The sequence below is a fragment of the Diaphorobacter sp. genome, assembly GCF_050251835.1.
Lineage (GTDB): Bacteria > Pseudomonadota > Gammaproteobacteria > Burkholderiales > Burkholderiaceae_C > JBFXIE01.
On record NZ_JBFWLZ010000007.1, the window covers coordinates 48,433 to 61,063 of the forward strand.

Annotated in this window: 7 protein-coding genes; 5 read left to right on the forward strand and 2 right to left on the reverse strand. The window is 63.2% G+C overall.

The genetic code is table 11. The features are described from left to right. Positions 1-804, reverse strand: a complete 804-nt coding sequence (locus AB7E35_RS04270; RefSeq protein WP_428163619.1) for a PP2C family protein-serine/threonine phosphatase — start codon at positions 802-804, stop codon at positions 1-3. A 160-nt stretch (positions 805-964) separates the two neighbouring features. On the opposite strand from AB7E35_RS04270, the gene AB7E35_RS04275 reads away from it, so the two are divergent. After that, positions 965-3,046, forward strand: coding sequence for an ATP-dependent DNA helicase (locus tag AB7E35_RS04275; protein WP_428167154.1), 2,082 nt, complete (start codon positions 965-967; stop codon positions 3,044-3,046). On the opposite strand, the gene AB7E35_RS04280 is transcribed toward AB7E35_RS04275, so the two are convergent. Next, positions 3,009-3,806: an outer membrane protein assembly factor BamD gene (locus AB7E35_RS04280; RefSeq protein ID WP_428167155.1), complete on the reverse strand. Its 798-nt coding sequence runs from the start codon at positions 3,804-3,806 to the stop codon at positions 3,009-3,011. The genes AB7E35_RS04275 and AB7E35_RS04280 overlap by 38 nt on opposite strands. 137 nt (positions 3,807-3,943) lie before the next feature. Here AB7E35_RS04280 and dnaE point away from each other — a divergent pair, with 137 nt between their 5' ends. The 4 genes from dnaE (at position 3,944) to thrS (ending at position 12,629) form a co-directional block, all read left to right on the forward strand. Next, complete coding sequence (dnaE, locus tag AB7E35_RS04285) at positions 3,944-7,480, forward strand: DNA polymerase III subunit alpha (RefSeq protein ID WP_428163616.1); 3,537 nt, start codon at positions 3,944-3,946, stop codon at positions 7,478-7,480. A 98-nt stretch (positions 7,481-7,578) separates the two neighbouring features. Next, complete coding sequence (gene clpS / locus AB7E35_RS04290) at positions 7,579-7,947, forward strand: ATP-dependent Clp protease adapter ClpS (protein ID WP_428163615.1); 369 nt, start codon at positions 7,579-7,581, stop codon at positions 7,945-7,947. A 59-nt stretch (positions 7,948-8,006) separates the two neighbouring features. Further along, entirely contained in the window at positions 8,007-10,355 is a 2,349-nt protein-coding gene (gene clpA / locus AB7E35_RS04295; RefSeq protein WP_428163614.1) for an ATP-dependent Clp protease ATP-binding subunit ClpA, read from the forward strand. 354 nt (positions 10,356-10,709) lie between these two features. Then, entirely contained in the window at positions 10,710-12,629 is a 1,920-nt protein-coding gene (gene thrS, locus AB7E35_RS04300; RefSeq protein WP_428163613.1) for a threonine--tRNA ligase, read from the forward strand. Positions 12,630-12,631: the final 2 nt, after the last annotated feature.

Consider the following 12,631-nt stretch of genomic DNA (forward strand, 5'->3'; position numbering starts at 1 on the left):
TCAGTTTTTCAGGCTCCGCGGTGCAGGCAGCGAGGGCCGCGCGCCATCGGCCAGGGCCTCTATCTTCACGATCACCAGCGACAGGTTGTCGCCGCCCCCGCGCGCGCGGGCACGCGCCTTGTCGATGAGAAATTCGGTGGCCTCGCGCGGCGTCAGCGAGTCCAGCACGGACGCCAGCTCGGACGGCGAAAAGTAATGCCACACCCCGTCGCTGCAGGCCATCAGCACGTCGCCGGGTTGCAGCTGGCCGATCAGGTGCCTGTCGATGGGTGGGTCGCTTTCGGTCCCCAGGCAGCCGACGAGGATGTTGGAATGCGGGTGAATATTGGCTTCGGCCTCGGTGATTTCGCCGCGATCGACCAGGGCCTGCACGTAAGAATGGTCGCTGGTGCGAAACACCAGCCGTCCGCCCTGGAAGTGGTAGATGCGTGAGTCGCCGGCATGCACCCAGTGACAGTCGCCGCGCGGGTTGATCAAGAAGGCGGCAATGGTGCTGTGCGGCTCCTGTTCTGAGGAGATGGCCGTCAGCCGGATCACGATGTGCGCTTCTTGCACGATGTGCTTGAGCAGGGCTGCCGCGTCATCTGTCTCGGGGGAGTAGCGGTCAAAAAGCTGGCGTGCGGTCAGCATGACCTGGTCGGAGGCCTTGCGCCCGCCGCTGCGCCCGCCCATACCGTCGGCCACTACGCCGAGTAGGCAACCGTTGAAGCGCCGGTGGGACAACAGGGTAACCTGGTCTTGCTGATAGTCGCGATCACCCTTGTGCAGGCCGGTGGAAGCAATGATGCGGAACGCTTTGGTCATGGGAGGGCGGGAGGGCGGGTGGGCGGCAATGCCACCGGGGGGCCGGGGAAGCAAACGCCTATTATCATCAACTGCACCGCCAGCCCAGGCCCGGCGACCAGTTGCCAGTCCCGCCACCGCCGTGCCAGCGGTTTCCCGCTCCTCACCCTCCACAGTTTCCATGCTGAAAGACCTTGTCGCCCGCGCCTTTGCGCCCGATGGTCCGCTGGCGCGCGTGCAGCCCCATTTCACCCATCGTGCCGGCCAGGCGACCATGGCGCTGGCAGTCGCCGATGCCATGGCCACCCGGTCGCGCCTGGTGGTGGAAGCCGGCACCGGCGTGGGCAAGACCTTTGCGTACCTGGTGCCCGCCTTGCTCAGCGGCGAGCGGGTGCTGGTCTCCACCGCCACCAGGGCGCTGCAAGACCAGTTGCACGGGCGTGACCTGCCCATGCTGCTGCAGGCGCTGGCTTTGCCCGTGCGCGCTGCGTTGCTCAAGGGCCGGGGCAGCTATGTGTGTCTGCACCGGCTGGAACAGACCCGCCGTGGCCAGGCCGGACAGGCGGGCTCGGCCAGCGAATCCGGCACTGCCGGCACGCTGGCTCGCATCGAGGTCTGGGCGCAGGGCACCTGCAGCGGCGATCTGGCCGAACTGCCGGATCTGGACGAGCACTCCCCGGTCTTGGCCCAGGTCACTTCGACACGGGACAACTGCCTGGGCCAGGATTGCCCGCGTTTTGATGCATGCCATGTCTATCGGGCGCGGCGCGAGGCGCTGGCCGCCGATGTGGTGGTGCTCAATCACCATCTGTTCTTTGCCGACCTGGCGTTACGTGATGCGGGCGCGGCCCCGCTGCTGCCGGGCGCCCGGGTGGTGATTTTTGATGAGGCCCACAGGCTGACCGAGGCCGCCTTGCAGTTCTTCGGCTGGCATGTCGGCACCGGGCAGCTGCGCGATCTGGGGCAGGATTTGCTGGTGCTGGGGTCACAGCGCGCGCACGGTCTGGCGGATTGGCCGGCACTGAGCGATGCGCTGCGCCAGACGGCGCAACAGTTGCGCGCGGTTGCAGCCGGCTGCGCCGACTTTGCGGCATCCCAGTCTGCCCGTGTGCCCTGGACGGGTGCGGCGCCCGATGGGACGGATCCCGCCCGGTGGGCCGATGCGTTGCACAGTGTGGTGCGCGCGCTGCGAGCCGCACTTGCGGGCCTGGATGGCGTGACGGCCGTGGCCCCTGATCTGGCCCATCTGCATGCGCGAACCGTGTCGCTGCTGCAATGCCTGGCGCAATTGAGCGCGCCCGTGGAGCCTGGTTGCGCGCGTTGGCTGGATGTGGGCGCTCAGCTGCGCCTGGCCCAGTCACCGCTGGATCTGGCGCCTGCCCTGCGCGCCCTGTGGCAGGGCACGCCCGCGCGGCCTGGCGCCTGGGACGAAGACGCAGAGCCGCCCGGATCGGCAGATGCGCGCACCTGGGTTTTCACCTCTGCCACGCTGGGTGATGACGCGCAGCTGAGCTGGTTCACCGAGGACTGCGGCCTGGGCGATGCCCATGTCGTCAAGGTGGACAGCCCGTTTGATTACGCGCGCCAGGCTGCGTTTTTCGTGCCGCAGCAGTTGCCGCCGCCCACAGACCCGGCCCACACCGGGCAGCTTGCGCAGTGGGTGGGCGATGCCGCGGCAAGGCTGGGCGGGCGCACGCTGGTGCTGACCACCAGCGTGCGAGCGCTGCAGCAGATGGCTGCGGCACTGCGTGAGCGCTTTGCCCCTGGCTGCGGCATCGAGGTGCTGGCGCAAGGCCAGGCCCCCAGGCGGCAGATCATGGAGCGCTTTCGTGCGCCGGCGGACGGCGGCGGGCGCCCCGCAGGTCGCGTGCTGGTGGGGTCGGCCTCCTTCTGGGAGGGCTTTGACGTGCCGGGCGATGCGCTGCAGCTGGTGGTGATCGACAAGCTGCCGTTTCCCGCGCCGGGCGATCCTCTGGTGCAGGCGCGCGGCCAAAGGCTGGAGCAGGCAGGGCGCAGCGCGTTCTGGAACCTGGCCGTGCCGACGGCCGCGGTGGCGCTCAAGCAGGGCGCGGGGCGGCTGATACGCAGCGAGAGCGATAGCGGCGTGCTGGTGGTGGCCGACACGCGCTTGCTGCGCATGGGCTACGGCAAGCGCCTGCTGCGGGCGCTGCCCCCTCTGCGCAGGCTGCAGTCACAGCAGGAGTTTGAGGCGGCGCTGGACGCGCTCACCAGAACTTCCACCACGGATTGTCCCGGGGCCTGAAGCCGCTTTGCAGCAGGGTGCTTTGCGGGTACGTGGCTTCCATTACCCGGCGTGCATCGTCGCGCAACTGCGCCATGCCCAGTGCGTCGTAGGAGCGCACCAGGATGTACAGCGCTTCCTCGGTGGCGGGCACTTCCTTGTAGTCTGCAATGGCGCTTTGCGCGCGATTCACCGCTGCAACATAGGCGCCGCGCTCAAAGTAGTAGCGGGCCACATGCACCTCGTAGCTGGCCAGCGAGTTGACGATGTAGGTCATGCGCTGGCGGGCTTCGGGGGCGTAGCGCGATTCGGGAAAGCGTGTGACCAGCTCGCGAAACGATTCGAACGAGTCTTTGGCAGCCTTTTGGTCGCGCTCGGAAAGGTCCTGGCGCGAGATCCAGGAAAACAGGCCCAGATCGTCGTTGAAGTTCACCAGGCCCTTGAGGTACAGCGCGTAGTCATAGGCAGGGCTGGCCGGGTGCAGTTTCATGAAGCGGTCCAGTGCGGCAATCGCCTGGGCCTTTTCGCCGCCCTTGTAGTGGGCATAGGCCTTTTCCAGCTGGGCCTGCTGCGCCAGGGGCGTGCCGGCGGCACGGCCTTCGAGTTTTTCCAGCAGCGGCACGGCCTTGTCGTAAGCGCCGCTGTTGAGCTCGTCGCGTGCCTCGGAGTAGATTTTGTCGGTGCTCCAGCCGGCGGTCTTGTCCTCGGGGGTGCTGGAGCAGGCGGCCAGCAGGCCCGTGGCCAGCAGGGCAGAAATCAAGGGCAGGGGGAAACGCGGCATGGCGATACTTGGGCAAGGAGTGGATTGACAGCGGCGACGGGCGTGCCCAGTGGGCAGTCTGCATCGCAGGGCCGCATTGTATGAACAGTTCGCCAACGCGCCTTATCCGGGCGGGCCCGCGTTTCTACAATGCGCAGATGTTTGTTCACCTGCGCCTGCACACCGAATTTTCCGTCGTGGACGGAACCACCCGCATCGACGAAGTCATCAAGGCAGCCGCCAAAGACGGGCAACCGGCTCTGGCCATCACCGACCTGAGCAACCTTTTCGGCGCCGTCAAGTTCTACAAGGAAGGGCGGGCCAAGGGGGTCAAGCCCATACTGGGTGCTGAAATCTGGCTGGAGCCACAGGCTGGCGGGACGCCCTCGCGCCTGCTGCTGCTGGTGCAGAGCAGCCAGGGCTATCACCACCTGTCCGAATTGCTGGCACGCGCCTGGACGCGCAATGTGGTCAAGAACCAGCCGCTGTGCACCTGGGACTGGCTGCAGGAGCTGGGCGGGGGGCTGATCGCGCTGGCGGGGGCGCAGGCCGGGCCTGTCGGCCAGGCGCTGATGAAAGGCGATGACGCCGGCGCGGCAGATGTCGCGCTGCGCCTTGCAGGCGTGTTTCCGCACCGCTTTTATATCGAGTTGCAGCGCGCCGGGCGCGCGGACGATGAGGCCCATGTCGCGGCCGCTGCCCAGTTGGCGGCCAGGCTCAAGCTGCCCGTGGTGGCCACGCACCCGATCCAGTTTGCCACTGCCGACGATTACGAGGCCCATGAGGCGAGGGTGTGCATTGCCGAGGGCGAAATTCTGGCCAACCAGCGCCGGGTGCGCCGCTTCACCCGCGATCAATATTTCAAGAGCAGCGCCGAGATGACCGCGCTGTTTGCCGATGTGCCTTCGGCCATCGCCAACACGCTGGAGATTGCTAGGCGCTGCAATCTCACGCTGGTGCTGGGCAAGCCCCGCCTGCCGGACTTTCCCACGCCCAACGGCATGCCCATCGAGGAGTATTTCCGCTACGCATCCCACGAGGGGCTCAAGGAGCGGCTGCTGCACCTGTTCCCCGACGAGGCCGAGCGCGAAAAGCAGCGCCCGCGCTACGAGGAGCGCCTGGAGTTTGAGCTGGGCACCATTCTCAAGATGGGGTTCCCGGGTTACTTTCTCATCGTGGGTGACTTCATCCAGTGGGCCAAGACGCATGGCTGCCCGGTGGGGCCGGGCCGGGGCTCGGGCGCGGGCTCGCTGGTGGCGTACGCGCTCAAGATCACGGACCTGGATCCGCTGCAGTACAACCTGCTGTTCGAGCGTTTTCTGAACCCTGAACGGGTGTCGATGCCCGACTTTGACATCGACTTTTGCCAGGCCAACCGCGACCGCGTGATCGACTATGTGAAAGACAAGTACGGCAAGGACGCGGTGAGCCAGATCGCCACCTTCGGCACTATGGCCGCCAAGGCCGCCATTCGTGACGTGGGTCGGGTGATGGACATGAGCTACACCTTTTGCGACGGCATCTCCAAGCTGGTGCCCGGCAAGCCGGGGCAGACCTACACCCTGGCCTATCCGCCGGAGCCCAAGAAGGAGGGCGACAAGAACAACTACGCCCTCGAGCTGGAGCCCATGCTCTATGAGCGGGTGCGCAAGGAGGAGGACGTTCGCACCGTCATCGAGATGGCGCAAAAGCTCGAGGGCATGACGCGCAACATCGGCATGCACGCGGGTGGTGTGCTGATTGCGCCGGGCAAGCTCACCGATTTCTGCCCGCTGTACCAGCAGCCCGGCAGCGAATCGGCCGTGAGCCAGTACGACAAGGATGACGTGGAGGCCATCGGCCTGGTCAAGTTCGACTTTCTGGGCCTGGCCACGCTCACCATCCTGGAGATTGCCCGCGAATTCATTCAAAAGCGCCACAAGGGCCAGGAGAACTTCGCGTTCGAGAACATTCCGCTGGACGATGCCGCCACCTACAGGCTGTTCTCGGATGGCAAGACAGAGGCCGTGTTCCAGTTTGAAAGCCGCGGCATGCAGGGCATGCTCAAGGAGGCCCGCCCCAGCCGACTTGAAGACCTGATCGCCCTGAACGCCCTGTACCGGCCAGGCCCGATGGACCTGATCCCCAGCTTCGTCAACCGCAAGCACGGCAAAGAGGTCGTGGAGTACCCGCACCCGCTGGTCGAGCCTGTGCTGGCGGAGACCTACGGCATCATGGTGTATCAGGAACAGGTGATGCAGACCGCCCAGGTGCTGGGCGGCTACAGCCTGGGCGGCGCCGACATGCTGCGCCGCGCCATGGGCAAGAAGAAGGCCGAAGAGATGGCCGAGCACCGCACCATATTCCGCAAGGGTGCGGCCGAGAAAGGCATCAGCCAGGACAAGGCCGACGAAGTCTTCGACCTGATGGAGAAGTTTGCCGGTTACGGCTTCAACAAGTCGCACGCCGCTGCCTACTCGCTGCTGGCCTATCACACGGGCTGGCTCAAGGTGCACTACACGGCCGAGTTCTTCTGCGCCAACATGACCGTGGAAATGGACGACACCGACAAGCTCAAGGTGCTCTACGAGGACGCGGTCAAGCACTTTGGCATGACGTTCGAGCCGCCGGACATCAACCGGGGCAACTATCGGTTCGAGCCGGTGACCGACAAGGTGATTCGCTACGGCCTGGGCGCCGTCAAGGGCACGGGCCAGCAGGCGATCGAGGCCATCATCGCAGCGCGCGACGGGCAGGGCGTGGGCCCCCAGGGCAGCACGCGCGGGCCTTTCAAGAGTCTGTTTGACTTTTGCGTGCGCGTGGATCGCACGCGCATCAACAAGCGCACGGTGGAGGCGCTCATCAAGGCGGGTGCTTTTGATGCGCTGCATCTCAATCGGGCGGCGCTCGTTGCATCGATAGACCGGGCGTTCGACTTTGCCACCGCAACGCTGGCCAACGCCAACCAGGGCGGGCTGTTCGACATGATGGGCGAAGACGCCATCGGCTCCAGCACCCAGGAGCCCGACCTGGTGGACGCAACGCCCTGGGGAATCAAAGAGCGACTGATGCAGGAGAAGACCGCCGTGGGCTTTTACCTGTCAGGCCATCTCTTTGACGAGGTGCAGCAGGAGGTGCGTCGCTTTGTGCGAACGTCCATTGCAGAGCTTTCGGACAGCCGCGAGCCGCAGGTGATGGCAGGCATCGTGCAGGACTTTCGTGTCATCAGCGGCCAGCGCGGCAAGCTGGCGCTGTTCAAGCTGGATGACAAGTCTGCGGTGATCGAGGCATCAGCTGACGAGGGGGTCGTCGCAGCCAGTGCGGGCGCATTCAAGGACGATGAGTTCGTCGTTGTGAGCGGGCGGTTGCAGTTGGACCATTTCAGCGGCGGCCTGCGCGTGAAAGTGCAGCAGGTGTGGGACTTGGCAGCGGCGCGTGCGCGTTTCGGGCGCTATTTGCAGGTGCAGGTGGGACGGTCGCAGCCTGACGTGGCTGGCATCGTGCGTGATTTTCCGCCCCGCCGTGAGGCAACCGAGCACGGCGAGGTGCTGGTGCATGGCCTGCGCGTGCGCATGGAGGTGCAGTGCATCTCGCCTGCCGGCGCGGCTACGGCCGAAGTCCAGCTCGGTGATGCCGGCCGCTTCTTGCCCACTGACGCAGCCCTGGCCACCTGGGCTGCGCAGGCAGGCTGCGCTGTGAATGTTGTCTATGAATGAGCGGGCAAGTCGCAAGCTCAAATCGGCGCTGCCGCTTGAAAAAATACTGTCACAGCACAACATGTCGAGCTCATGCGCGTCCGGCGTGGCTCGCTAGAATGAAATTCATGGCAACCAATCCCCCCACTCGTTCCCCGGCACCCGCGCCGCACTCCCCGCCGTCGGATGGTGCTGGCGCGGTGGTTCTGGAGCGGCGAGCCCAGAAAATCCAACCGCCTCAGATGTACCAAGTGGTGATGCTCAACGACGACTACACGCCCATGGAGTTCGTGGTGGTTGTGCTGCAGGAATTTTTCAACAAGGATCGCGAGGCTGCCACGCAGATCATGCTGAAGATTCATCTGGACGGCAAAGGCGTGTGCGGTGTTTACACGCGTGATGTCGCCGCCACCAAGGTGGACCAGGTTCTGGACGCCGCGCACAAGGCAGGGCACCCCCTGCAATGTCTGAGTGAGCCCGTTGAATAAATGTGCTTTGCACTCGATCTACAGTTATCACCAACACGCAAGCACAAAGGAGTTCTCAAATGATTGCCCAAGAACTGGAAGTCAGCTTGCACATGGCCTTTGTCGAGGCGCGCCAGCAACGTCATGAGTTCATCACCGTCGAGCACCTGCTGCTGGCCTTGCTGGATAACCCCAGCGCCGCAGAAGTTCTGCGTGCATGCGCCGCCAATATTGACGATCTGCGTGCATCGCTGACCAACTTCATCAAAGACAACACCCCGCAGGTCGCCGGCGCCGACGAGGTGGATACCCAGCCCACGCTGGGCTTTCAGCGCGTGATCCAGCGCGCCATCATGCACGTGCAGTCCACCGGCAACGGCAAGAAAGAGGTCACGGGTGCCAATGTGCTCGTGGCCATCTTTGGGGAAAAAGACTCGCATGCGGTCTATTACCTGCACCAGCAGGGAGTCACGCGCCTGGATGTGGTGAATTACATCGCCCATGGCATCAAGAAGGGCGAGCCGCCTGAGCCCGCCAAAGCCGAAGGTCAGGCCGAGTCGGAGGAGGGGGCGCAGGGCGAGCGCAGCGAGAAAGCGTCGCCCCTGGAGCAGTACACCCAGAACCTCAACCAGGCGGCCAAGGACGGCAAGATTGATCCGCTGATTGGCCGTGACTATGAGGTGGAGCGCACCATCCAGATTTTGTGCCGCCGCCGCAAGAACAACCCGCTGCTGGTCGGTGAGGCCGGCGTGGGCAAGACGGCGATTGCCGAAGGTTTGGCCTGGCGCATCACGCAAAACGACGTGCCTGAGGTTTTGGCCGAGGCCACCGTGTATGCGCTCGACATGGGCGCGCTGCTGGCGGGCACCAAGTACCGCGGCGATTTCGAGCAGCGCCTGAAGGGCGTTCTCAAAAGCCTGAAGGACAAACCCAATGCCATCCTGTTCATCGATGAGATTCACACCCTGATTGGTGCGGGCGCTGCCTCGGGCGGGACGCTGGATGCATCCAACCTGCTCAAGCCGTCCCTGTCCAGTGGCCAGCTCAAGTGCATTGGTGCGACCACGTTCACCGAGTACCGCGGCATCTTCGAGAAAGATGCGGCCTTGTCGCGACGTTTTCAGAAGGTGGACGTGGTCGAGCCTACGGTGCAGGAGACCATCGACATCCTCAAGGGCCTCAAGAGCCGCTTTGAAGAGCACCACAGCGTCAAATACGCCGCTGCCGCCCTGCAGGCTGCTGCCGAGTTGAGCGCCAAGTACATCAACGACCGCCATCTGCCCGACAAGGCCATCGACGTGATCGACGAGGCCGGTGCCGCGCAGCGCATTCTGGTCGCCAGTAAGCGCAAGAAGACCATCGGTAAGGCCGAAATCGAGGAAATCGTGGCCAAGATCGCCCGTATTCCTCCGGCCAACGTGTCCAACGATGACCGCAGCAAGTTGCAAACCCTGGAGCGCGACCTCAAAAGCGTGGTGTTCGGTCAGGACGGCGCGCTGGAAGTCCTCGCCTCGGCCGTCAAGATGGCGCGCTCGGGCCTGGGCAAGGGCGACAAGCCCATCGGCTCATTCCTGTTCAGCGGCCCCACGGGCGTGGGCAAGACGGAAGCCGCCAAGCAACTGGCCTACATTCTGGGAATCGAGCTAATCCGCTTCGACATGTCCGAGTATATGGAGCGCCATGCCGTGAGCCGCCTCATCGGTGCGCCCCCGGGCTATGTGGGCTTCGACCAGGGTGGCCTGCTGACCGAGGCCATCACCAAGAAGCCGCACGCGGTGCTGCTGCTCGACGAGATTGAAAAAGCCCACCCGGACATCTTCAATGTGCTGCTGCAGGTCATGGACCACGGCACGTTGACCGACAACAACGGGCGCAAGGCAGACTTCCGCAACGTCATCATCATCATGACGACGAACGCGGGTGCCGAAACCATGAACAAGGCCACCATCGGCTTTACCAATGCGCGACAGGCAGGTGACGAGATGGCCGACATCAAGCGCCTGTTCACGCCCGAATTCCGCAACCGGCTGGATGCCATCGTCAATTTCAAGGCGCTGGACGAGCAGATCATTCTGCGCGTGGTGGACAAGTTCTTGCTGCAACTCGAAACCCAGTTGTCCGAGAAGAAAGTGGAAGTCACCTTTACCGACAAGCTGCGCAAGCATCTGGCCAAGAAGGGTTTCGATCCGCTTATGGGAGCGCGTCCGATGCAGCGCCTGATCCAGGACACCATCCGCAAGGCCCTTGCGGATGAGCTGCTGTTTGGGCGCCTCACCGAGGGCGGACGTCTTACGGTGGATATTGAGCTCAAGACCGACGACAAGGGCGCCGAGACGTCCGAAGTGTTGCTGGATATCCAGCCGCTTCCCAAAAAAGAGCGCGCTACCAGATCCGAGCCGGCCGAGCCTGAGGAAGCCACGGCTGACTGAGGCGGGTGCGGCGGCGCGATCCGGTTCATCGCGCCGCCGTGCGGCTGATCTGATCACGTCTGCGGGCGCCTTCTTTATCTGGACGACCCGATCGGCCCTTTTCTGGTGCAGGGCGGAGTCACCGGCCTGGGGTTAAAATGCCGACCTCGTTGACCAACAAAGGCGAGAAAGGCATCTGGGTTATGACACCGCGAACTCGTACAAAGACAACTCACAGCCATTGGGGCTGATTGTTCGCGCCTGCACCAGATTGGCTCACGCCCCTTCCAAAGCGCGGATATCTACCGCGCTTTTTGTTTTCCAGATCCGGGACAAGCGCGGTCTGGCACCCGAAAAGACTCGACAAGGACTCCCATGATTCACATCACGCTCCCCGATGGTTCTCTGCGCGAATACCCTAGCCCGGTGACGGTGGCTGAGGTGGCTGCGTCGATTGGCACGGGCCTGGCCAAGGCTGCTCTGGCCGGAAAGATTGGGGATCAAGTGGTGGATACGAGCCACCGAATCACCCAGGACAGCGCGCTTTCCATCGTGACAGCCAAAGACCCAGAAGGGCTGGAGGTCATTCGGCACTCCACGGCTCACCTGCTGGCCTACGCGGTCAAAGAGCTTTTCCCTGACGCACAGGTGACTATCGGGCCAGTGATTGAAAACGGCTTTTACTACGACTTTTCCTACAAGCGGCCCTTCACGCCGGAAGATCTGGCGGCCATCGAGAAGCGGATGACCGAACTGGCTGCCAAGGACGAGCCTGTGGTGCGCCGTGTGTTGCCGCGCGATGAGGCGGTGGCTTATTTCAAGGGCCTGGGTGAGCATTACAAGGCCGAGATCATTGCGAGCATTCCGACCAACGAGGACGTCAGCCTGTATCGCGAGGGTGGCTTTGAAGACTTGTGCCGCGGCCCTCATGTGCCAAGCACGGGCAAGCTCAAGTTCTTCAAGCTCATGAAGGTGGCGGGTGCTTACTGGCGTGGCGATCATCGCAATGAGATGTTGCAACGCGTCTATGGGACCGCCTGGGCCACCAAAGATGAGCTGAACCAGTACCTGCACATGCTGGAGGAGGCTGAGAAGCGCGACCACCGCAAGTTGGGGCGTGAGCTTGATCTGTTCCACATCGATGAACACTCTCCCGGAACGGTGTTCTGGCACCCCAAGGGCTGGACGCTGTGGCAAGAGATCGAGCAGTACATGCGCCGCGTTTATCGCGACAACGGCTATCAGGAGGTCAAGGGGCCGCAAATCCTTGACAAGACGCTTTGGGAAAAGACCGGCCACTGGGATAAGTACCGTGACAACATGTTCACGACCGAATCGGAAAAGCGCGACTACGCGCTCAAACCAATGAACTGTCCGGGTCACATCCTGATTTTCAAACAGGGCATCAAAAGCTACCGTGACCTGCCGCTGCGCTACGGCGAGTTTGGTCAGTGCCATCGCAACGAGCCCACGGGCGGGCTGCACGGCATCATGCGCGTGCGCGGCTTCACCCAGGACGATGGTCACATTTTCTGCACCGAAGATCAGATTCAGCCAGAAGTGCTGGCCTTCACACAGTTGCTGCAAAAGGTCTATAAAGACTTTGGCTATGACGACATCATCTACAAAGTGGCCACCCGTCCAGACGCGCGCATCGGCTCTGATGAAAGCTGGGACAAGGCTGAAAGCGCCTTGATCCACAGCCTGGAGGCGTCCGGTTGTGTCTATGAAATTTCGCCTGGCGAAGGCGCTTTCTATGGCCCCAAGATTGAGTACACACTCAAGGACGCGATTGGTCGTCAGTGGCAATGTGGCACCATCCAGGTTGATTTTTCCATGCCCGAGCGGCTGGACGCGGAGTATGTTGGCGAGGATGGGGCGCGTCACCGTCCGGTGATGCTGCACCGTGCCGTCGTCGGTAGCCTGGAGCGTTTCATCGGCATTCTGATCGAGCAGCACGCCGGGGCGCTGCCCGTATGGCTGGCTCCGGTGCAGGTGGCTGTGCTCAACATCACGGACGCGCAGCAGGATTACTGTCGCGAAATTGCCGCAAAGCTGCAAAAAGCATTACCGAATCAAGACCTTAGGGTGACAACTGATCTGCGTAACGAGAAGATTACGTATAAAATCCGCGAGCATTCGCTGCAAAAGCTCCCTTATATCCTCGTTGCAGGTGACAAGGAAAAAGCGGCGGGCGCCGTGGCAGTACGTGCCCGGGGGAACAAAGACCTCGGTGTGATGTCGGTCGATGCATTTATTGGCCTGGTTTCACAAGACATTGCATCCAAAGCCTGACT

Excerpts from the sequence above, each read along its gene's own strand:
- AB7E35_RS04270 (WP_428163619.1), bottom strand. The coding sequence starts at position 804 with ATGACCAAAGCGTTCCGCATCATTGCTTCCACCGGCCTGCACAAGGGT.
- AB7E35_RS04275 (WP_428167154.1), top strand. The coding sequence starts at position 965 with ATGCTGAAAGACCTTGTCGCCCGCGCCTTTGCGCCCGATGGTCCGCTG.
- AB7E35_RS04280 (WP_428167155.1), bottom strand. The coding sequence starts at position 3,806 with ATGCCGCGTTTCCCCCTGCCCTTGATTTCTGCCCTGCTGGCCACGGGC.
- dnaE (WP_428163616.1), top strand. The coding sequence starts at position 3,944 with ATGTTTGTTCACCTGCGCCTGCACACCGAATTTTCCGTCGTGGACGGA.
- clpS (WP_428163615.1), top strand. The coding sequence starts at position 7,579 with ATGAAATTCATGGCAACCAATCCCCCCACTCGTTCCCCGGCACCCGCG.
- clpA (WP_428163614.1), top strand. The coding sequence starts at position 8,007 with ATGATTGCCCAAGAACTGGAAGTCAGCTTGCACATGGCCTTTGTCGAG.
- thrS (WP_428163613.1), top strand. The coding sequence starts at position 10,710 with ATGATTCACATCACGCTCCCCGATGGTTCTCTGCGCGAATACCCTAGC.